The sequence below is a fragment of the Vibrio mediterranei genome (genome assembly GCF_013364395.1).
Lineage (GTDB): Bacteria > Pseudomonadota > Gammaproteobacteria > Enterobacterales > Vibrionaceae > Vibrio > Vibrio mediterranei.
In genome coordinates, this window is sequence record NZ_JABXGK010000001.1 from 180,795 (window position 1) to 200,259 (window position 19,465).

At 45.2% G+C, this 19,465-nt stretch carries 22 protein-coding genes and 1 riboswitch; of the genes, 9 read left to right on the top strand and 13 right to left on the bottom strand.

Features of this window, described 5'->3' with window-relative positions; all coding sequences use genetic code 11:
* Positions 1–140 precede the first annotated feature (140 nt).
* From mpl to thiQ, 5 genes are all read left to right on the top strand, one after another.
* A complete protein-coding gene (mpl, locus tag HOP38_RS00990; protein WP_198557261.1) occupies positions 141–1,490 on the top strand; it encodes a UDP-N-acetylmuramate:L-alanyl-gamma-D-glutamyl-meso-diaminopimelate ligase in 1,350 nt (449 codons plus the stop codon).
* Positions 1,490–2,110, top strand: a complete 621-nt coding sequence (locus HOP38_RS00995) for a flavin prenyltransferase UbiX (RefSeq protein ID WP_063604622.1) — start codon at positions 1,490–1,492, stop codon at positions 2,108–2,110. Before mpl ends, HOP38_RS00995 begins: the two co-directional genes overlap by 1 nt.
* Positions 2,111–2,187: 77 nt before the next feature.
* Positions 2,188–2,294, top strand: a riboswitch (TPP riboswitch).
* 54 nt (positions 2,295–2,348) lie between these two features.
* Positions 2,349–3,347 (top strand): thiamine ABC transporter substrate binding subunit, encoded by a 999-nt coding sequence (gene thiB, locus HOP38_RS01000; protein ID WP_088876616.1) that lies wholly within the window; start codon positions 2,349–2,351, stop codon positions 3,345–3,347.
* A gap of 123 nt (positions 3,348–3,470) precedes the next feature.
* Positions 3,471–5,069 carry a thiamine/thiamine pyrophosphate ABC transporter permease gene (gene thiP / locus HOP38_RS01005; RefSeq protein WP_198558235.1) on the top strand — a complete coding sequence of 533 codons (1,599 nt, stop codon included), beginning with the start codon at positions 3,471–3,473 and terminating at the stop codon, positions 5,067–5,069.
* On the top strand, positions 5,069–5,773 hold the full coding sequence (gene thiQ / locus HOP38_RS01010; RefSeq protein ID WP_198557262.1) for a thiamine ABC transporter ATP-binding protein: 705 nt from the start codon (positions 5,069–5,071) through the stop codon (positions 5,771–5,773). The genes thiP and thiQ overlap by 1 nt, the downstream gene beginning before the upstream one ends.
* Positions 5,774–5,836: 63 nt before the next feature.
* Here thiQ and yjgA read toward each other — a convergent pair whose 3' ends face one another.
* Positions 5,837–6,364 (bottom strand): ribosome biogenesis factor YjgA, encoded by a 528-nt coding sequence (gene yjgA / locus HOP38_RS01015; protein WP_006073257.1) that lies wholly within the window; start codon positions 6,362–6,364, stop codon positions 5,837–5,839.
* A 118-nt stretch (positions 6,365–6,482) separates the two neighbouring features.
* Here yjgA and pmbA point away from each other — a divergent pair, with 118 nt between their 5' ends.
* Positions 6,483–7,826 (top strand): metalloprotease PmbA, encoded by a 1,344-nt coding sequence (gene pmbA / locus HOP38_RS01020; protein WP_006073258.1) that lies wholly within the window; start codon positions 6,483–6,485, stop codon positions 7,824–7,826.
* A 57-nt stretch (positions 7,827–7,883) separates the two neighbouring features.
* Here the strand turns inward: pmbA and mgtE are convergent, their stop codons facing one another.
* The 12 genes from mgtE to HOP38_RS01080 all read right to left on the bottom strand — a co-directional run bounded on the left by mgtE (position 7,884) and on the right by HOP38_RS01080 (position 17,086).
* Positions 7,884–9,242, bottom strand: a complete 1,359-nt coding sequence (mgtE, locus tag HOP38_RS01025) for a magnesium transporter (protein WP_124940562.1) — start codon at positions 9,240–9,242, stop codon at positions 7,884–7,886.
* A 125-nt stretch (positions 9,243–9,367) separates the two neighbouring features.
* Positions 9,368–9,643 (bottom strand): HPr family phosphocarrier protein, encoded by a 276-nt coding sequence (locus HOP38_RS01030; RefSeq protein WP_006073260.1) that lies wholly within the window; start codon positions 9,641–9,643, stop codon positions 9,368–9,370.
* A gap of 11 nt (positions 9,644–9,654) precedes the next feature.
* The gene (gene rapZ / locus HOP38_RS01035; protein WP_124940563.1) at positions 9,655–10,512 is read right to left on the bottom strand and encodes an RNase adapter RapZ; all 858 of its coding nucleotides are present in this window, start codon (positions 10,510–10,512) and stop codon (positions 9,655–9,657) included.
* Positions 10,513–10,528: 16 nt separating this feature from the next.
* A complete protein-coding gene (gene ptsN / locus HOP38_RS01040; RefSeq protein ID WP_006073263.1) occupies positions 10,529–10,975 on the bottom strand; it encodes a PTS IIA-like nitrogen regulatory protein PtsN in 447 nt (148 codons plus the stop codon).
* 1 nt (position 10,976) lies between these two features.
* On the bottom strand, positions 10,977–11,264 hold the full coding sequence (gene hpf, locus HOP38_RS01045; RefSeq protein WP_006073271.1) for a ribosome hibernation promoting factor: 288 nt from the start codon (positions 11,262–11,264) through the stop codon (positions 10,977–10,979).
* A 25-nt stretch (positions 11,265–11,289) separates the two neighbouring features.
* The gene (locus tag HOP38_RS01050) at positions 11,290–12,759 is read right to left on the bottom strand and encodes an RNA polymerase factor sigma-54 (protein ID WP_198557263.1); all 1,470 of its coding nucleotides are present in this window, start codon (positions 12,757–12,759) and stop codon (positions 11,290–11,292) included.
* Positions 12,760–12,805: 46 nt separating this feature from the next.
* Complete coding sequence (gene lptB, locus HOP38_RS01055) at positions 12,806–13,531, bottom strand: LPS export ABC transporter ATP-binding protein (RefSeq protein WP_006073275.1); 726 nt, start codon at positions 13,529–13,531, stop codon at positions 12,806–12,808.
* An 8-nt stretch (positions 13,532–13,539) separates the two neighbouring features.
* Positions 13,540–14,037, bottom strand: a complete 498-nt coding sequence (lptA, locus tag HOP38_RS01060) for a lipopolysaccharide transport periplasmic protein LptA (RefSeq protein ID WP_006073277.1) — start codon at positions 14,035–14,037, stop codon at positions 13,540–13,542.
* Positions 14,018–14,581 (bottom strand): LPS export ABC transporter periplasmic protein LptC, encoded by a 564-nt coding sequence (lptC, locus tag HOP38_RS01065; protein WP_006073281.1) that lies wholly within the window; start codon positions 14,579–14,581, stop codon positions 14,018–14,020. Before lptC ends, lptA begins: the two co-directional genes overlap by 20 nt.
* Positions 14,578–15,135: a 3-deoxy-manno-octulosonate-8-phosphatase KdsC gene (kdsC, locus tag HOP38_RS01070; RefSeq protein ID WP_006073282.1), complete on the bottom strand. Its 558-nt coding sequence runs from the start codon at positions 15,133–15,135 to the stop codon at positions 14,578–14,580. Before kdsC ends, lptC begins: the two co-directional genes overlap by 4 nt.
* The gene (locus tag HOP38_RS01075) at positions 15,135–16,106 is read right to left on the bottom strand and encodes a KpsF/GutQ family sugar-phosphate isomerase (protein WP_086027636.1); all 972 of its coding nucleotides are present in this window, start codon (positions 16,104–16,106) and stop codon (positions 15,135–15,137) included. The genes kdsC and HOP38_RS01075 overlap by 1 nt, the downstream gene beginning before the upstream one ends.
* A gap of 8 nt (positions 16,107–16,114) precedes the next feature.
* A complete protein-coding gene (locus tag HOP38_RS01080; RefSeq protein ID WP_198557264.1) occupies positions 16,115–17,086 on the bottom strand; it encodes a calcium/sodium antiporter in 972 nt (323 codons plus the stop codon).
* Between the two features lie 292 nt (positions 17,087–17,378).
* On the opposite strand from HOP38_RS01080, the gene mlaF reads away from it, so the two are divergent.
* Genes mlaF through mlaD form a run of 3 tightly spaced genes read left to right on the top strand, consistent with a single transcriptional unit; the run spans position 17,379 to position 19,463 of the window.
* Positions 17,379–18,173, top strand: a complete 795-nt coding sequence (gene mlaF / locus HOP38_RS01085) for a phospholipid ABC transporter ATP-binding protein MlaF (protein WP_006073291.1) — start codon at positions 17,379–17,381, stop codon at positions 18,171–18,173.
* Between the two features lies 1 nt (position 18,174).
* Positions 18,175–18,963, top strand: a complete 789-nt coding sequence (mlaE, locus tag HOP38_RS01090) for a lipid asymmetry maintenance ABC transporter permease subunit MlaE (protein WP_006073293.1) — start codon at positions 18,175–18,177, stop codon at positions 18,961–18,963.
* Between the two features lie 17 nt (positions 18,964–18,980).
* Complete coding sequence (gene mlaD, locus HOP38_RS01095; RefSeq protein ID WP_006073296.1) at positions 18,981–19,463, top strand: outer membrane lipid asymmetry maintenance protein MlaD; 483 nt, start codon at positions 18,981–18,983, stop codon at positions 19,461–19,463.
* Positions 19,464–19,465 lie beyond the last annotated feature (2 nt).

Below are 19,465 nucleotides of genomic sequence, written 5' to 3' on the forward strand. Positions count from 1 at the left end.
AACCCTGACACGCTCCGTTTTGTATGATGAATGTCACATTTATTTCCCTAACCGCTAACTTTCTCGCTTTTGACGCACGCTTTGGGTATATATAGCGACAATAGCGTAAAATTAGACGCAAAGAGTTAAGAGAGCGAACTATGCACATTCATATTCTGGGTATTTGCGGTACCTTCATGGGAGGCGCTGCGGTATTGGCCCAGCAGTTGGGACACCGAGTTACAGGCAGTGATGCTAACGTTTATCCACCAATGAGCACATTATTGGAGTCGGAAGGCATAGAGATTATCGAAGGGTTTGACCCAGCTCAGCTCGATCCTGCTCCAGACCTTGTCGTCATTGGGAATGCGATGAGTCGTGGCAACCCTTGCGTTGAGTACGTGCTTAACCATAATCTGAAATACACTTCTGGCCCACAATGGTTACAAGAGTTTCTTTTGCATGATCGTTGGGTGCTGGCTGTTTCAGGGACTCATGGAAAAACTACCACATCCAGCATGTTAAGTTGGATTCTTGAAGATTGTGGTTATCAACCGGGATTCTTAGTTGGTGGGGTATTAGGCAACTTCGGTCAGTCAGCTCGTTTGGGTGAATCTATGTTTTTCGTGGTGGAAGCGGATGAGTATGACAGTGCTTTTTTTGACAAACGTTCTAAGTTCGTTCACTACCATCCACGCACTCTCATTATGAACAATCTTGAGTTCGATCATGCGGATATTTTTGACGATCTTGAAGCCATCAAACGACAATTCCATCATTTAGTTCGCACTGTTCCTGGAAACGGCCGCATCCTTGCTCCACGTAAAGATAAGGCGTTGGGTGACGTACTAGGAAGAGGGTGTTGGAGTGAAGTGGAACACACGGGAGAGAATGCGGATTGGCATGCTAACAAGTTAAAGAGTGATGGTTCGCATTTTGAAGTGTACCTACATGGCAGCAAAGTCGGGGAAGTTAAGTGGGAGCTAGTGGGGGACCATAATGTCGATAACGCCCTGATGGCTATTGCTGGAGCAAGGCATGTTGGCGTGACTCCGGATCTTGGGTGCGAAGCATTAGGCAAGTTTATCAATACCAAGCGACGCTTGGAGCTGAAGGGCGAAGTGAATCAAGTCACGGTATACGATGATTTTGCCCATCATCCAACGGCAATTGAACTGACTTTAGGCGGTTTACGTAACAAGGTCGGCAAGCAGCGAATCCTAGCTGTTTTAGAGCCACGCAGTGCCACCATGAAACGCGGCGTGCACAAAGAGACATTAGCGCAATCGCTCACTCAAGCCGATGCGGTGTTCTTATTCCAACCCGACAATATTGATTGGTCAGTAGAAGAGATTGCGCACTCATGCTCGCAACCAGCCACAGTCAGTGACTCTATTGATGAGCTGGTGCAGGCCATTGTTGAACAGGCTCAACCAGGCGATCAAATTCTGGTGATGAGCAATGGTGGCTTTGGTGGTATTCATCAAAAATTATTAGAGGCATTAGCGTAATGAAACCCGTAGAGAAAGCGATCACGCTGGCATTTACTGGTGCATCTGGCGCTCCTTATGGGATGCGCCTCCTTGAGTGTTTGTTAGCTCAAGATTATACCGTGTACTTATTGATCTCTTCCGCTGCGAGAGTGGTGTTGGCGACTGAACATAATATTAAACTGCCGAGCGGTCCGGATGCCGCGCACAAAGCACTAGTACAAAAACTGAATTGCTCGCCAGATAAGCTGGTGGTGTGTGGTAAAGAAGATTGGTTTTCACCAGTGGCTTCCGGGTCAGCAGCGCCTAAACAGATGATCGTCTGCCCATGCTCGGCTGGCAGTGTGGCTGCGATTGCTCATGGGATGTCTGATAACTTAATTGAGCGTGCTGCTGACGTGGTAATGAAAGAGCGTGGTCAACTTCTCCTAGTGGTACGCGAGACGCCATTTTCAACCATACACCTAGAAAACATGCACAAACTTTCGCAAATGGGCGTGACCATCATGCCAGCTGCGCCTGGCTTTTATCATCAGCCAGAATCTATTGAGGATTTAGTCGACTTTATTGTGGCTCGTGTGCTTGACCATATGGGTATCGACCAAACTCTCGTGCCTCGCTGGGGCTACGATCAGCGATAAATCCACATCAATCAAATGAGTTTAGGGATAGATTTGGCGAATCTGTGACGAAAAGGTTACAATTCGCTTTCTAAAGGTTGTGACTCACGGGGTGCACTAGCAGTGGTGCTGAGAGAAGGTAATACCTGACACCCGTATACCTGATCCAGATAATGCTGGCGTAGGGATGAGAACTCCGTTCTATGGAGGCTTTTTCTGGATCATATAATATAAAAATATATATCTAAGGATAGAACCAGTGAAAGTACATCAACTCGCTAAACTTGCTTTGGCAACGACACTTCTAAGTGCCTCTCAACTCGCTGCGGCGAATACACTTACCGTTTATACCTATGATTCGTTTGCTTCAGATTGGGGCCCTGGTCCAGCGATTGAAAAAGCATTTGAAGCTAAATGTGGATGCGATCTCAACTTTGTTGCACTAGATGATGGTGTCTCGATTCTAAACCGCCTGCGTCTAGAAGGCTCCAGCTCCCAAGCCGATGTCGTACTTGGCCTCGATAATAACTTAATGAGTGAAGCGAAAGCCTCTGGCTTGTTGGCTAAACACAATGCTGATCTTTCTGCGCTTGAGTTACCAAACGGCTGGAGTGACGATGTTTTTGTTCCTTTCGATTACGGTTACTTTGCGTTTGTTTACAACAAAGAAAAGGTAAAGAATCCACCGAAAAGCCTGAAAGAGTTGGTTGAGCAACGTGATGACCTTAAGGTGATTTATCAAGATCCGCGCACTTCAACTCCGGGTCAAGGACTCTTACTTTGGATGAAGTCTGTTTATGGTGATGACTCCAGTGAGGCATGGCAAAAGCTAGCGAAAAAGACCGTAACTGTGACCAAAGGTTGGTCGGAAGCGTACTCTATGTTCCTTGAGGGAGAGTCTGACTTGGTTCTCTCTTACACGACCTCTCCGGCTTACCATATTATTGCCGAGCAAGATAAGCGATTTGCTGCCGCAGACTTTTCGGAAGGCCATTACACTCAGGTGGAAGTGGCGGCTAAAGTGGCCAGCAGTGACAAGCAAAAGTTAGCTGATGAATTTATGCAATTTATCGTTTCAGAAGACTTTCAATCAAAAATCCCTACAGGCAACTGGATGTATCCTGTTGTTGAGAGCAAGCTGCCTGAAGGTTTTGATAGCTTAACCATTCCAAGTGAAGCGCTAACATTTAGTCCTGATGAAGTGGCGAATAAGCGTAAGGCTTGGATTCGCGAGTGGCAGTCTGCGCTGATTAAGTAGTATTGGCATCTAAGAAAATCTACAGATTATCGCCCCTGTACAAGCAGGGGCAAGCCAATACTGTACCAGAGCTTCACCGGTGTGACGAATCGTTCTCGTGTCTACTTCTCCATTGAGGTTATTGTGACCCAAATACCAAAATCAGGTTTAGTGATTGCTTTGCTCATTGCCATATATGTGCTGGCTTCGTTGTGGACACTGCTTTCCTACTCGTCAATGACTGATATTGCTCTGCTGTTTACTGACCCATACTACCAGCACGTAGCCAAATTTAGCTTTTGGCAAGCAAGTCTATCAACGTTGCTAAGTGTAGGGCTTGCTATCCCAGTGGCACATGCGTTTTCTCGTCGCCATTTTTGGGGAAGATCATGGTTGCTCAAATTGTTTGCGACCACCTTGGTGATGCCAGTACTGGTCGGTGTGTTTGGCATTGTCGCCATTTATGGCAATCAAGGCGTTATTGCTCAATGGTGGCTCACTTCGAACGATTCTATGCCGTTTCCCCTCTATGGTTTAAACGGTATTTTGCTCGCACACGTATTCTTTAATTTACCTTTTTCAACCCGTTTGCTTTTAGTGACGATAGAAAGTGTTCCACTAGAGCAGCGCAAGTTAGCACTGCACTTGGGAATGAACAGCTGGCAGTGTTTTAGATTAGTGGAGTGGCCACGACTAAAAGCACATTTACCTCATGTTATTGGCTTAGTCTTCATGTTGTGTTTTACCAGTTTTGCAACCGTCATGGCGTTAGGTGGCGGTCCGAAAGCCACTACGATTGAACTAGCGATTTATCAAGCGATCAAGTTTGATTTTGACCTACAAACCGGAGCGGTTCTGGCATTATGGCAAATGTTAATTTGCGCATTACTGGTGCTGTTTATTGGCAAATTCAGTCGAGACTTGGAGGGTAAAACCAATTATAGCGACATGCCAACCATTCAACCTCAAGACTCATGGTTGAAAAAGTGCTGGGATAGCTTTTGGATCATGGCAACCCTAATGCTGGTCATTCCGCCACTTATTGCCATTGTTGCAAGTGGACTGAATGAGAAATTGTGGTCAGTGCTTGCTGATAGCAAGTTCTGGTCGGCAGTTATGACCTCGTTACAAGTGGCAATCATGGCTGCTAGTATCGCGTTAGTGGTTGGCATTGTGCTATTGAGTAGTTCACGAATGTTACGAATAAAGTCTCACTATGGCCGTGCGGATGGCGTGGAGTTTGTTGGTACGGTTATTTTGGTGACACCCGCGTTGGTATTGAGTACAGCGACTTTTCTAATGCTTCGCGGAATGACCAATGTGTTTAGTCTTGCGTTTGGGATCGTTGTCGTTGTGAATGCTTTGATGGCGCTGCCGTATGTTATCAAAACACTTAATCAGCCAATGTTGAGGTTAGCCAAGCAATATCACCTGCTTTGGCAAAGTTTAGGACTGCATGGCATTCGACGATTTTGGTTAATGGAATGGAGAGCAATCCGCGCACCGATATTGCATGCTTTCTCGATTAGCTTTGTCCTTTCCATGGGCGATCTTACCGTTATCGCGCTATTTGGAAGTCAGAACTTTAATACCTTACCGCTTTACCTCTATCAGCTGATGGGCAGCTATCAACTGCAAGCAGCGGCTGTAGTATCCCTAGTGCTGTTTATTTTGAGTATTGGTGTATTTACCTTAACGGAGTCGTTGTTAGGGCCTGTAGCGAACGAGCGAGAGAAATCATAATGTTAACAATGGATCATGTCGATTATCGCTACCACAGTGATTGGTTTCGGTTTTCTATCTCAGTAGAAAAAGGTGATGTGTTGGCGTTGATTGGCCCCAGTGGTGCAGGTAAATCGACACTGTTGGCGCTTATAGCGGGTTTTTGTCAGCCTGAATCGGGAATGATATCTGTCGATGATGAAGAGATTCAATCTAAGCAGCCGCATCAGCGGCCTTTATCAATGTTGTTTCAAGAGCACAACTTATTCGAGCACCTTTCAGTGTTCGATAATATTGCTCTAGGACTCAATCCAGCCCTAAAACTAACTGCAGAAGATCAACAGCGAGTGCGAGATGCGGCAGACAAGGTGGGTCTTATTGATAAGATTCAACGGTTACCGTCTGAGCTTTCCGGTGGGCAGAGGCAGCGAGTGGCTTTAGCTCGTTGCTTTGTTCAGCCTCACCCGATTTGGCTACTTGACGAGCCGTTTTCGGCGTTAGACCCGGTACTTCGTAAAGAAATGCTGTCGGTTGTTCACTCTCTAGCTCAAGAAAAACAAGCGACAGTTATTATGGTGACGCATCACCTTAGTGATGCCAAAGCCATTGCCAACCGGTTTGCCTACCTTAGTCATGGCATCATCACTGTTGAAGGAGACATCTCGGCGTTGACGGCGCAGCATGACAATCAAGAGCTCGCGCGGTTTGTAAAAGCGGCGCATTAGCGTTTTGCGGATATAAAAAAGGCAGCTTACGCTGCCCTTACGGTCTTAAATTGAGCGTTGAAGTTAGAATTCTTGTTCTTCTTCGTGCTTAAGTGCTTGGAAAATTTCACGGAATGCTTTCGCAGGCTTTCCAGCTTTCTTTTCTTTGTTGGCTTGACGAGCAAGTTGGCGTAGACGCTGACGGTCGAGGTTTGGGTACAACTCAAGTGCATCCGCGATGGCCTCATCACCTTGTTCTACAATACGATCACGCAGTTGCTCAAGTTTGTGAAGTGCCGCAGTAGACTGTGAGTGCTTGTTACGTACACGGTCGAGAGCCGCTTGAATTGGCTCTGGGTCTTCGGTACGCATCAGCTTACCAATGTATTGCAGTTGGCGACGTCGAGCTTCGTTCTTGAAGCGCTGGGCATCGGCGACCGCTTCTCTCAGATCTTCACTAAGAGGAAACTTATCCAACACAGCAGGCTTTAGTCCAACTAACTCTTCACCGAGTTTTTGCAACTCTTCCATGTCGTTTTTCATTTCGGTTCTGCTCACCCAAATGATTTCTTCTTCCTCTTCCCAAGGCGCTTTCTGATTTTTGCGGGCCATGTTTACTGCCTATATCACTATCTCATTACGAATATTGGCTATTTTAGCAAGAAATCTGGGGAGAATGCGAAAACCTTGTTATTCTAGTCTCAATTAAACGATAAAAGTTAGATGAATTATGGATGTAAGAGAGCAAGTTGCTCAGCAGCAAGCTGAGCTAGAAGCCGCTGTTGCTAAAGCGCTGGATATGGCTTCAGTAAATTCAGATGCCGCTGAGGTCGCTATTACTAAAAGCACTGGCTTAAGCGTCTCCACGCGCATGTGTGAAGTGGAAAACGTAGAGTTTAATAGTGACGGTGCGCTGGGTATCACGGTATACCGTGGACAGCGTAAGGGCAGTGCTTCAACCTCTGATTTGAGTGAAAAAGCCATTGCACAAACGGTAGCTGCTGCACTGGATATTGCCCAGTACACCTCCGAAGACCCATTTGCAGGGCCAGCTCCAAAAGAGTTGTTGGTAACGAATATCCCAGACCTTGATCTCTTCCATCCAGATGAGCCAAATCCCGATGTAGCTGCGCAAAAAGCGATTGCTGCTGAGAAAGCAGCATTAGCTTACAGTGACAAAATAAAGCAGAGTGATGGTGCTAGTTACGACAGCCACTATGGCGTTAAGGTCTATGGTAACTCTCATGGTCTGTTGGCCGGTTATGCGTCTAGCCGTCATAGCATTAGCTGTAGCGTCATTGGCCAAGGCCAAAATGGCGATATGGAGCGTGATTACAGTTATACCCTTGCTCGTCACCGTGATGATTTGTGGACACCAGAATCGGTCGGAGAAAAGGCTGCTATCAAAACAGTTGAGCGTCTAGACCCTAGAAAAGTTAAAACGGGTCAATACCCAGTGCTTTTTGCCAACGATGTTGCGACTGGCCTCATGGGACACTTAGTAATGGGGATTAGCGGCGGTAATTTATACCGTAAGTCGTCATTCTTGCTAGATAAACTGGGTGAACAGATTCTGCCAGATTGGTTTGCTATTGAAGAAAAACCTCACCTACTTAAAGGCTTAGCATCTAGTCCGTTTGATAACGAAGGTGTGGCAACTCAAGATTTAGATATTATCACTGACGGTAAGTTGGCGACCTACTTACTGACCAGTTACGCTGCGCGCAAACTGAATATGACGCCAACAGGGCATGCTGGAGGTATTCATAACTGGTTTGTTAAGTCGACAGGGCAAGATTTTGATGCCATGTTGAAAACGCTTGGCACTGGCCTGCTGGTAACCGAAGTGATGGGGCAAGGGGTAAATATCGTGACTGGTGATTACTCTCGCGGTGCAGCAGGATTCTGGGTCGAAAATGGAGAAATCCAATACCCAGTCTCGGAAATTACCGTTGCTGGTAATCTGGCGCAAATGTTCAAGCAAATTGTAGCAGTTGGTAGTGATGTTGAAACGCGCTCACAAATTCAAACGGGCTCTATCCTGTTGGAATCAATGAAAGTCGCTGGTGAGTAAATCTCAAATAGAGAAAAAGGGCGTAACCTGCTGGTTACGCCCTTTTTGTATCTAGCATTAGCTGATCATTATGGTAGCTAAGCCTAAGAAGACCGAAAGACCAACAACATCGGTAATGGTCGTAAGAGCCATTCCGCCCGCTAAGGCAGGGTCGATATTCATTTTTTTGAGCAGAATAGGGATGGTAACGCCAGCAATGCCAGCAACCAGTAAATTGGTCATCATGGCGGCAGAGATAATCCCGCCTAACATCCAATCACCTTTCCAAGCTACTACGATACCACCGATAATTAGAGCCCAGAGGACACCATTGAGAAAGCCGATGGCGGCTTCTTTGAGTAGCAGTTCTCGACGGTTACTGTCACCGATATGACCCAAAGCTAAGCCTCGGATTACGAGGGCAACGGTTTGGTTACCTGCAACCCCTCCCATGGAAGGTACAATAGTCATCAAGACTGCTATCGCTGCCATCTGCTCTAATGTGGCCTCAAACATATTGGAGACAGATGCTGCTGCTAAAGCGGCAAGTACGTTGGCGCCTAGCCAAACACTGCGTCGACGAGCAGATTTCACAACCGGCGCAAAGGTATCTTCATCGTCATCCATGCCCGCCATACTCATCATTGAGTGTTCGGCGTCTTCTCGGATAATATCGACCACGTCATCGATGGTGATACGACCGACTAGGTGGTGTTCGCTATCGACAACAGGGGCAGAGACCCAGTCGCGTCGTTCAAATAACGAGGCAACGTCCGAATCGCTAGTTTCAACATGGATTGCCTCATCGGCATCGTCCATGACATCGACGACTTTGACATCGGGCTGAGTGGTTAAAAGTGTGGTCAAAGAAAGGTGACCAATCAGCATATCTTCTTCGTCTATCACATACAGTGCGTCTGTCGCTTCCGGTAGCTCACCTTTCATGCGCAGGTAACGCAGAACCACATCGACATCGACATCGCCACGAATAGTGATTACATCGGTATTCATGATACCGCCGGCGGTATCTTCTGGGTAAGAAAGGGCAGTCTCGACACGCAAACGGTCTGCGGTGTCCATTTGTGACAGGACTTCGCGCGATACGGTATCAGGCAGACTACGTAGGACATAAGCTACGTCATCGGTGTCCATGCCTTCCGTTGCTTCAGCCAGTTTTTCTGGCGCCATTTTGGAGACTAGACTATCTTTGACGTCCTCATTGAGTTCATCAAGGATTTCACCATAGTCTTCAGGGTCGGTGAGTTGCCACAGGACTTCACGACTTTTACGTGGAGAGGCTTCTAGAAGATGGGCAATATCTTCAGGCTCCATGTCCTGAAGTTGTCTTCTTACGTAAACGAAGCGGCCATTTTCTAGCGCTTCACTAACTTCTTGGAGGGTTTGGTGAGCTTGATCGAATTCTATTTGCTCCGCCATGGATGCCCCCTACACTCAACTGCTTTTTAATGTATTGAATAGTAGCTTAATTTTGGGTTCAAGTAACCTACAGGGCGCGAAGAAGTTATCGGAGAGTGGAAATAAAACAGAAAAGTGTGCGGAATCTATTCGTCTTCGTCAAAACGGTGTTCAACCAACTCGCATACCGCTTGCAGAGCATCCTCAGCCTGGTTTCCTGACGCTTTAATGGTGATGTTCTCACCTTGAGCAGACTCGAGCATAAGAAGACCCATCACGCTATCTGCTGTCGCTTCTTTCTGTTCATGATTACAAATCGTCACGGTTGCCTCGAAGCTCTGTGCTAATTCTACTAACTTGACCGCAGCACGAGCATGCAAACCAAGACGATTTTGAATGAGAACAGTGCGAGATAGTGACATTTGGATTCCTGTTAGTTGTTTTTCTCTAGCGATGCGTGACGAATTTTTACTTGATGGCCGAGCTGAGCAAAATATTCACCAATCTGCTGAGTGATATAAACAGAGCGGTGTTTACCGCCGGTACAACCAATTGCGACTGTTAGATAGCTGCGATTGTTCTTTTCCAGTTGAGGTAGCCAACGTTCAACAAAGCCTTGAATTTGTTGTTTCAACTCGATGACGTCAGGATAAGCTTCTAGGAAAGACTTAATCGGTGCATCTAACCCAGTCATAGGTCTTAATTCTGGCTGCCAATGTGGATTGGGGAGAAAACGAACATCAAATACGTAATCTGCATCACTTGGCATACCGTATTTAAACCCAAACGATTGGAAAACCATGACAAGATCTTTCTTCTCTTGGCCTTCTAATTCAAAACGAATAGCTTCGCTTAAGTCGTGTATGGATTGTTCACTCGAATCAATGATGTAGTCAGCATGCTCTTTGATGGGTTTGAGAAGTGTGTGCTCTACATCAATAGCCTGTTCAAGTGACAGTTTATCTTTACGCTGAGAAAGAGGGTGGATACGACGAGTTTCACTGTAGCGTTTTAACAACACTGGCTTTGACGCATCAAGGAAAAGCACTTTGACGTCATGTTGTTTAGACAATTGTTTCAACTTAGAGGTTAAGTTATTCAGGTTGTCAGGCAGGTTACGAATATCAATACTGACGGCAACACTTTGTTGGGAATCTTTCGATGAATCCACAAAGGCTTCTAGTAAATCGATTGGTAGGTTATCAACGCAGTAGTAACCAGAATCTTCTAGCACTCGCAACGCCACACTTTTACCTGCGCCTGAATGTCCACTTACAACGACTAATCGCATTTTTTCTCAGCTTGTTCTAATGGCTAACAATAATATCGTAAAGCTCTTGATCGGATTGAGCATTACGAAGTTGCTTTAGGACAGTTTTATCATTTAATCGCTCTGCCATACATGACAAAGTCTTTAAATGTTCTTTACACTGCGCATCTGGAACTAGCAGTGCGAACATAAGGTCAACTGGGCGGTTATCAATAGAGTCGAAGTCAACGGGCGCTTGGCACTGAAGTAACACCGCAACCGCTTTATCGCTGTCATGCATTCTAGCATGAGGAATAGCAATACCATTGCCAATACCAGTGCTACCCACTTTTTCACGGCTCAACATGCATTCGAACAGTTCGGTAGAGTTTTGACCAGTATGCTCTGCAGCGATTTCGCTAATAATTTCTAAGGCGCGTTTTTTACTCGTACAAGGGACTGCACTTTTGGTGCAGTCCAGAGTTAATACTTCACTTATTTGCATTTTAGTGATTACTTAATTTTTCTTTATGCTTGTTCAATTGTCTGACGAGCTTATCGACTAGCGCGTCAATGGCAGCATACATACTTTCATCATTTGCCGCCGCATGAATTTCAGCTTGATTAACGTGGAGCGTAGCTTCTGCGATCTGGTTTAATTTTTCAACTTTTAATATGACGTTAATGCTATTTATATGATCGAAAAAACGTTCCAGTTTTTGGAATTTACTCTGAACGTAGTCCTGCATTGACTCAGTGACATCGACGTGGTGGCCTTCAATTTGAATTTGCATAGACTTTCCTTCTTAGTTATTGGCCTTAAAGTAGGCGTTTACGCTGACTGGAAGGGGCGATGCCCAACGACTCACGGTATTTCGCTATTGTTCGTCTAGCAACCTGAATTCCTTGGTCAGCTAGTTGCGCTGCGATTTTACTATCGCTCAATGGCTTGGCTGGATTTTCAGCAGCGACAAGCTTCTTGATTAGTGCTCGAATGGCTGTCGAGGAACACTCGCCGCCATTGTCAGTCGATACGTGGCTTGAGAAGAAATACTTCAGCTCAAAAATGCCGCGTGGGGTATGCATATATTTCTGAGTGGTCACTCGAGAAATCGTCGATTCATGCATGTCTACAGCAAGGGCAACATCGTTGAGAACCATAGGTTTCATTGCCTCTTCACCGTATTCAAAAAAGTCATGCTGATGTTCGACAATGCATTTAGCGACTTTGAGTAAAGTTTCATTGCGACTTTCAAGGCTCTTAATCAACCATTTCGCTTCCTGCAAATTAGAGCGAATATATTGGCTGTCAGCACTGTTGCCTGTACCGAGCTTCGCGTATTGTTGATTCACTTTCAGTCTTGGAACACTGTCCGGGTTAATCTGAACTATCCATTTTCCGCGGTCTTTAAATACGGAGACATCAGGCACTACGTACTCAGTTTCATCAGGTGTTATCTTACTGCCTGGTCTAGGGTCAAGCTGTTGGATTAGCTTCAAAACTTCTCGAAGATCCGCTTCCTTAAGCTTCGTCTCTTTAATCACGAGTTTGTAATCACGGTTACCCAGTTGATCGATATGATCAGACAAGACCAACTTAGCTTCAGCGAGCCATGGAGTGTCTTCAGGGAAAGTCGCGAGTTGCAGTAATAGGCAATCTTGCAGATTAAGAGATGCAACGCCTAGTGGATCGAATTGCTGAACGCGTTTTCTTACCGCTTCAATTTCATCAAGCTCAACATCCTCAATATCGACACTATCGAGAATCTCTTCACAGGACAGGGTCAGATAGCCGTAATCATCGACAGCATCAATGATGGCTAAGGCGATGGCACGATCTGTTTCAGTAAATGGCGTGAGGTCTAATTGCCAAACTAAGTAGTCTTGAAGAGACTGTGTGGTTTCACCTTGATATATTGGCATGTCATCATCAGCGGCAATACCCGTGTTACCGGTATTGGCACTATAGACATCATCCCAAGTGGTATCCATTTCAAGTTCTGTCGATATTTCAGAACTTTCAATTTGCTCAGAGCTATCTTTCGGTTCTGGTTCGCTAACTGGCTCTGCAGATACTTCTTCTTTACTTTCAGGGCTCGACTTTTCCTCATTAGAAGGCGGTGCTTCTTCCACGGTTTCTTCCACGTCAAGTAATGGGTTTGAGTCTAGGGCCTCTTGAATCTCTTGTTGCAGATCGAGCGTCGACAATTGCAGCAAGCGAATTGCTTGTTGCAACTGGGGCGTCATTGCTAACTGTTGACCTAGCTTGAGTTGTAATGAGGGTTTCATGCAGTATTGCTAGCCTATTATTAAAATTTTATCCAAGCCTATTAAATCATAGTCTGAATTGTTCACCGAGATAAACCTGTTTTACGTGTTCATTATTGAGAACATCTTCAGGACTTCCTTCAGCAATTAGATGACCTTGGCTCACAATGTATGCTTTTTCACACACATCTAAGGTTTCACGAACGTTATGGTCGGTGATAAGAACTCCTAAGCCTCTATCGCGTAAGTGCTCGATGATCTTCTTAATATCAATCACTGAAATTGGGTCGACACCCGCAAACGGCTCATCCAGTAAGATGAATTGTGGGTTAGCGGCTAGAGCCCTAGCAATTTCGACACGTCGACGTTCGCCGCCAGACAACGCCATCCCAGCACTTTTTCGAATGTGCTGAATATTGAACTCATCCAGCAGGTCCTCTAGCTTATCTTGTCGCTCTTCTTGAGTGATCTCATTACGAGTCTCAAGCACTGCCATAATGTTGTTTTCAACACTGAGCTTTCTGAAAATGGAGGCTTCTTGTGGCAGGTAGCCAATGCCCATTTTGGCGCGGCTATGCATTGGGAGAATACTAATATCTTCTCCGTCAATAGTGATGGTGCCTTCATCACGGGCAACCAGACCAACAATCATATAAAACGACGTAGTTTTACCTGCGCCGTTAGGGCCCAGCAATCCCACTATCTGACCAGACTCAACCGAAAGACTAACGTCTGAGACCACTTTACGGTTTTTATAGCTTTTTGCTAAATGTGTCGCTTTCAATAACGCCATAAATACAATTACTTCTCTTGAATCTGTTGTGGTTGAAGCACAGTAGATACTCTTCCTTTCGAGTCGCCATCAGCGATGAGTTTTTGTGATGAGATTCTGTACTTAATGACACTGCCACGAATGATACTGTCGTCTTGAGATAGCATCGCTTTATTTGTCATGGTCAATTGATCGTTTTTCAGTGAGTAATGTAACTGTTTTGCTTCACCATATAAGGTTTTGCCGTCGTCAGTAAGTTGCGAAAATGTCGCTAGATCGCCAAAACCTTCGATAACCTGAATTGTGCCCGTTTCTGCTTCACGTGTAACAATCACTTTATCGGCATTGATGTTAATACTACCTTGTTTAAGCTTTACATCGCCTTCGAAGGTTACTTGGTTGCTTTTCATATCAAGCTGCTGAGAGTCAGAGTCAATATACACCGGTTGCTCTGAGTCTGTTGATAATGCCATTGCTGATATAGGTAAAAGTAAGCAAATACCTAAACTAAGGTGTGAGAGTTTCATATCTACTGTTCACTTTGTTATAAACCTCGGCGATATTGTCTGCGAAATTTCCTTTCATCGCTTCGCCGCGTGTTTCAAATTGAGGGCCGAGCATAATGACTTTGGTATCGGACCAAAAGTCTCTGTTGGTTAGTTTAATGCTCATCTTCTGTGTTGATAGTGTATCAAATCCTGACTCTGGTAATAGATTTTGAGCTAGAACATTGTCGTATAAAGTGAGTACTTCATCCTTGTCTAAAATGGCTTTATCTGCGGAAATTTCCCACTCTTTTGTTGTACCATTCGCGTAAATAGACAATACAGGACTTTCAAAAATAGTATTCCCTTTTTGAGCGAAATGTTCCAGATGTACGGAGTTGATCGTATAGCTTCGAATGCCGGTATCAGAGTAAGAAATGTTATGGACATTTATTCCACTGAAAGCTGGCAGTTCAATATCAGGGACAATCTGAATCGTGCTCGATTCATCCTTGGTGTACAAATAAACCGCACACCCAATAGAAATAATGGCAAGTAGACTATAAAGAATACGAGACAAACTCATATACTAAGACCTTTGTGAAGCTCTAGTTCGCCCTTTGATTCTAGGATCAGATCACAAACTTCCCTAACTGCACCGCGTCCACCCGGAATCGTAGTGACGTGATCCGCTTTTCTGGCTAGCAGTGGATGTCCATCCGCCACGCAGATGCTTAAGCCGACCTGCGCCATGACAGGCCAATCAATAAGATCATCACCGATGTAAGCCGTTTTCGATGCTGGGATAGCAAGCTTTTGACAAATATCTTGGTATGCGGTGACTTTGTCATCTTGCCCTTGGTAAATCAAAGAAATACCCAGTGCAGTCATACGATTTTCAACGATCTGTGAGCGACGGCCTGTAATGATGGCTACTTCTACACCCGCACTCATTAAAGCTTTAATACCGTAACCGTCACGAGTATGAAAGGTTTTTAGCTCTTCACCTTGGTTGCCCATATAAATCAAGCCATCGGAGAAGACGCCATCCACGTCGCAAATCAGGAGTTTGATGTCTGCTGCTTTATCGTAAGTGGATGAAGCCACCAAACCATAGAGCGTTTCAACTTGTTTAGACACTACATTACTCCTGCTTTTAATAAGTCATGCATATTGAGTGCACCCACGACTTTGTTATCATCGAGTAGTACAAGACCGTTAATATTCTTCGATTGCATTAAGTTTAACCCTTCAGCCGCTAGCATATTAGGCGCAGCAGTGGTTGGGTTAACGGTCATGACCTCACCAATGGTGGTGTCATGAATATCGACTCGTTTATCAAGAATACGTCGCAAGTCTCCATCGGTAAAGATACCTAGCAAGTTCATATCGTTGTCCACGATAGTTGTCATGCCAAGTCCTTTATCGGAAATTTCTAGTAGTGCGTCGCGTACCAAGGTCTGCGGACCGACGACAGGCAGCGCTTTACCTGAATGCATGATATCACTCAGTTTAAGTAGTAACTTACGACCCAATGCGCCGCCCGGATGAGACAGGGCAAAGTCTTCTTCACCGAAGCCACGAGCTTCTAATAAGGCGATGGCTAATGCATCTCCCATAACCAGAGTTGCCGTCGAGCTAGAAGTAGGTGCTAGGCCAAGTGGGCACGCTTCTTTAGGAACAGTGATTTGCAAATGAAAATCAGAGAGCTTTGCCATGTTAGATTCAGGTTTTCCAGTCATACTTACGGTAGTAATACCAAGGCGCTTAAAGACAGGGAACAAACTAATGATTTCGTGTGACTCACCAGAGTTAGAGATGGCGATAACGAGATCGCGAGCTTCAATCATACCCAAATCGCCGTGAGCAGCTTCTCCTGGGTGGACAAAAAACGCTGATGTGCCAGTGCTAGCAAGCGTAGCCGCAATTTTCTTACCAATGTGTCCTGATTTACCCATCCCCATGACAATAACCTTGCCTTGGTGGTTGAGAATCGCATCACATACCGATTCAAATTGCTCGTCAAAGTAGCGCTCAAGGTGTTGAAGTGCTTGTACTTCGGTATCTAAAACACGCTTTGCCGCGCTAACATAATCAAAACCAGACATGATAACCGCTCCTAAGCTGCCATATTAGCGAATAGATAAACCTGATAACCAAGGAATAGCACGAACAAAACAAAGCCTTCGATTCGATTAATGCTCTTAGATTTGCCCAGTGCCATTACAACCAGTAATAGCGAAACGGCCAGCATAACCCAGAAATCACGGCCCATAGCATGTTCACTGAGTATAGAAGGGTTAATGATACCTGGAATACCCATAACGGCGAGGATGTTGAAGACGTTTGAACCTATGATGTTACCTACCGCCATATCATCTTCGCCTTTTAGTACACCAGCAAGAGAAGCGGCCAGTTCTGGTAGGCTGGTACCAATCGCGATAATCGTTAGACCAATAACAAGGTCGCTCATACCAAAATACTGGGCGATCGTTACGGCGCTATCTACCAGTCTATCTGCTGCGATAGGAAGGATGATTAGGCCAATCACCACCCACATGGCTGCTTTAGCGTTACTCACACCTTCTGGAATTTCGGACTCTTGGTCCTCTAGCATGGCGTCATTGTTACCACTCTCTTTTTCTGCTTTGCTGATACGAAGCATGGCAAGGATAAATGCGCCAAATAAGGCAAACAGAATAATACCTTCATAGAAACCAAGGTGGCTATCCCAAAGAATAAGACCCGCGATAAGCGTTACCGCGATCATTAAAGGTAGCTCGCGTCTCAGAACCGCAGATGAAATAGAAAGAGGCTTAATCATGGCCGTAATACCAAGAATAAGCGCAATATTGGCGATGTTGGAGCCTAGTACGTTACCAACCGCAGTATCCGTTTTCCCTTCTAGGGCGGCGGTGGCCGAAACCATCATTTCTGGCGCTGATGACCCCATAGCAAGAATAGTCATACCGATAACTAGTGGCGAAATACCCACATTGCGTGCCAGTGCCGCGGCGCCGAATACTAATTTATCAGCACTCCAAACGAGAAAAACCAGTCCAATTATCAGAAACACTACGGCTTCAAGCATGTTTTTATCCACTTCTATTTTTCTGAGACATTTGGCGGCTAATTTTGACGGTTTGTCGGCCAAAATGGAAGCTAATCAACAAATAAAATAACAATAGTGCGCCGAAGCTAATACGCTAATAGATAGACTAAGGTTAGGATCGAAGTCATAAATGCGCGTAATGACGCAAGTTTGTTGTAATGGGGTTTGACTCTGTAATTATCCAACCATTTGGATATAAGGGTTTTAATTGTCCGCTTGTATCATTATTATTGTTTAGCATAGGACTACTGTTAGGATGATAAGGAAATGTATGTCAAACAATGACTTGGTTTCCGTTAAGGGACTGACTTTTGCGCGTGGCTCACACGTCATTTTTGATGACGTCGAGTTGCATGTACCAAAAGGTAAGATAACAGCCATCATGGGACCATCGGGAATTGGTAAAACAACATTACTTCGTCTGATCGGTGGACAAATCTCGCCTGACCATGGGGAGATTTGGTTCGAAGGCGACAATATTCCTACGCTTTCTAGAAAACGTCTTTACCATGTTCGCAAGAAAATGAGCATGCTATTCCAATCGGGTGCACTATTTACCGACCTTAACGTCTTTGACAATGTCGCGTTTCCTTTGCGTGAGCATACAGAACTGAGTGAGTCGATGATTCGTACTTTAGTGCTGCTAAAGTTAGAGGCTGTCGGATTACGTGGAGCATCTCAACTTATGCCAAGTGAACTTTCTGGAGGCATGGCAAGACGTGCGGCGCTCGCAAGAGCTATTGCGCTTGATCCTGAATTAATCATGTACGATGAGCCCTTTGTTGGTCAGGACCCTATAACGATGGGAGTGCTGGTGGAGCTTATTGGCAAGTTGAACAAGGCACTAGACCTTACCTCTATTGTTGTTTCTCATGATGTTCCTGAAGTTATGTCCATCGCAGATTGGGTTTACTTGCTCGCTGATGGAAAAGTTGTTGCTTGTGGTACTCCTGATGAATTGAGAAGTAACCCTGATACTCGAGTCCAACAGTTCTTGCTCGGCGAAGCCGATGGACCCGTTCCATTCCGTTATCCAGCAAAAGCATTAACTGAGGAGCTGTTCTAATATGTCGTTTCCTTCAGTATGGATTCAAAAAGTCGGTCAGCGAACCTTATCTCTTTGCCAATCATGGGGTAGGGCAACCTTTATGCTATTTGGTGTCCTGTTTTCCAAACCACAGCCCAAAAAGCACTTTCCACTATTAATAAAACAGCTACATAACGTTGGTGTGCAATCATTGGCCATTATTATGGTATCAGGGCTGTTTATTGGAATGGTCCTCAGCCTGCAAGGGTATGTAGTTCTCGTCGATTATGGGGCGGAAGGCAGTTTAGGACAGATGGTGGCGTTATCGCTATTAAGAGAGTTGGGTCCAGTTGTTACTGCACTATTATTTGCTGGGCGTGCAGGCTCGGCACTAACCGCTGAAATTGGCTTAATGAAAGCCACTGAACAGTTATCGAGCATGGAAATGATGGCCGTTGATCCTCTTAAACGAGTGATCTCGCCTCGTTTTTGGGCCGGGGTTATTTCCATGCCGCTATTGGCTATGATCTTTATGGCGATAGGTATTTGGGGGGGCCAACTGGTTGGTGTGGACTGGAAAGGTATCGATCACGGCAGTTTTTGGTCAGCGATGCAATCGTCCGTAGAGCTGGGTCGAGACATTGGTAATAGCGTCATTAAGTGTTTGGTGTTTGCGATTACGGTGACGTGGATTGCGCTATTTAATGGGTATGATGCCATACCGACTTCGGAAGGTATTAGTCAGGCGACAACGAGAACCGTCGTGCACTCATCTTTGGCGGTATTAGGTTTAGATTTTGTGCTTACAGCACTGATGTTTGGCAATTAAGAGTAAAGGACAATTCAATGCAACAAACCAGAAAGTTAGAATTGTGGGTAGGCAGTTTTGTCATCATCGGACTTTGCGCAATCTTGTTTATGATTTTTCAGGTTGCTGACGTGAAAGGGTTGGGCTCAGGGGATACTTATAAGCTGGAAGCAAGGTTCGATAATATCGGTAGCCTAAAAGTTCGTTCTCCTGTGAAAGTTGGTGGCGTCGTTATTGGCCGAGTCAGTGATATTAGTCTTGATAAGGAGAGCTATTTACCGGTGGTAACCTTATCTATTAGCTCGGACTACCGTTTCCCAGATACCTCGAGTGCACAAGTGCTAACATCAGGGTTGATTGGTGAGCAATATATAGGTCTAGTGCCTGGGTTTATCTTTGATGATGAAGGTTATCTAGCCGATGGTGACAGAATTGAAGACACCAAATCAGCGTTGGTGCTCGAAGATATGATAGGTCAAGTGCTCTATAGCATTGGCGGTTCCGATGAGAAAAAGGAGTAAAG

Coding starts and splice junctions, on each gene's coding strand:
- mpl (WP_198557261.1), top strand. CDS start 141: ATGCACATTCATATTCTGGGTATTTGCGGTACCTTCATGGGAGGCGCT.
- HOP38_RS00995 (WP_063604622.1), top strand. CDS start 1,490: ATGAAACCCGTAGAGAAAGCGATCACGCTGGCATTTACTGGTGCATCT.
- thiQ (WP_198557262.1), top strand. CDS start 5,069: ATGTTAACAATGGATCATGTCGATTATCGCTACCACAGTGATTGGTTT.
- yjgA (WP_006073257.1), bottom strand. CDS start 6,364: ATGGCCCGCAAAAATCAGAAAGCGCCTTGGGAAGAGGAAGAAGAAATC.
- pmbA (WP_006073258.1), top strand. CDS start 6,483: ATGGATGTAAGAGAGCAAGTTGCTCAGCAGCAAGCTGAGCTAGAAGCC.
- mgtE (WP_124940562.1), bottom strand. CDS start 9,242: ATGGCGGAGCAAATAGAATTCGATCAAGCTCACCAAACCCTCCAAGAA.
- HOP38_RS01030 (WP_006073260.1), bottom strand. CDS start 9,643: ATGTCACTATCTCGCACTGTTCTCATTCAAAATCGTCTTGGTTTGCAT.
- rapZ (WP_124940563.1), bottom strand. CDS start 10,512: ATGCGATTAGTCGTTGTAAGTGGACATTCAGGCGCAGGTAAAAGTGTG.
- ptsN (WP_006073263.1), bottom strand. CDS start 10,975: ATGCAAATAAGTGAAGTATTAACTCTGGACTGCACCAAAAGTGCAGTC.
- hpf (WP_006073271.1), bottom strand. CDS start 11,264: ATGCAAATTCAAATTGAAGGCCACCACGTCGATGTCACTGAGTCAATG.
- HOP38_RS01050 (WP_198557263.1), bottom strand. CDS start 12,759: ATGAAACCCTCATTACAACTCAAGCTAGGTCAACAGTTAGCAATGACG.
- lptB (WP_006073275.1), bottom strand. CDS start 13,531: ATGGCGTTATTGAAAGCGACACATTTAGCAAAAAGCTATAAAAACCGT.
- lptA (WP_006073277.1), bottom strand. CDS start 14,037: ATGAAACTCTCACACCTTAGTTTAGGTATTTGCTTACTTTTACCTATA.
- lptC (WP_006073281.1), bottom strand. CDS start 14,581: ATGAGTTTGTCTCGTATTCTTTATAGTCTACTTGCCATTATTTCTATT.
- HOP38_RS01080 (WP_198557264.1), bottom strand. CDS start 17,086: ATGCTTGAAGCCGTAGTGTTTCTGATAATTGGACTGGTTTTTCTCGTT.
- mlaF (WP_006073291.1), top strand. CDS start 17,379: ATGTCAAACAATGACTTGGTTTCCGTTAAGGGACTGACTTTTGCGCGT.
- mlaE (WP_006073293.1), top strand. CDS start 18,175: ATGTCGTTTCCTTCAGTATGGATTCAAAAAGTCGGTCAGCGAACCTTA.
- mlaD (WP_006073296.1), top strand. CDS start 18,981: ATGCAACAAACCAGAAAGTTAGAATTGTGGGTAGGCAGTTTTGTCATC.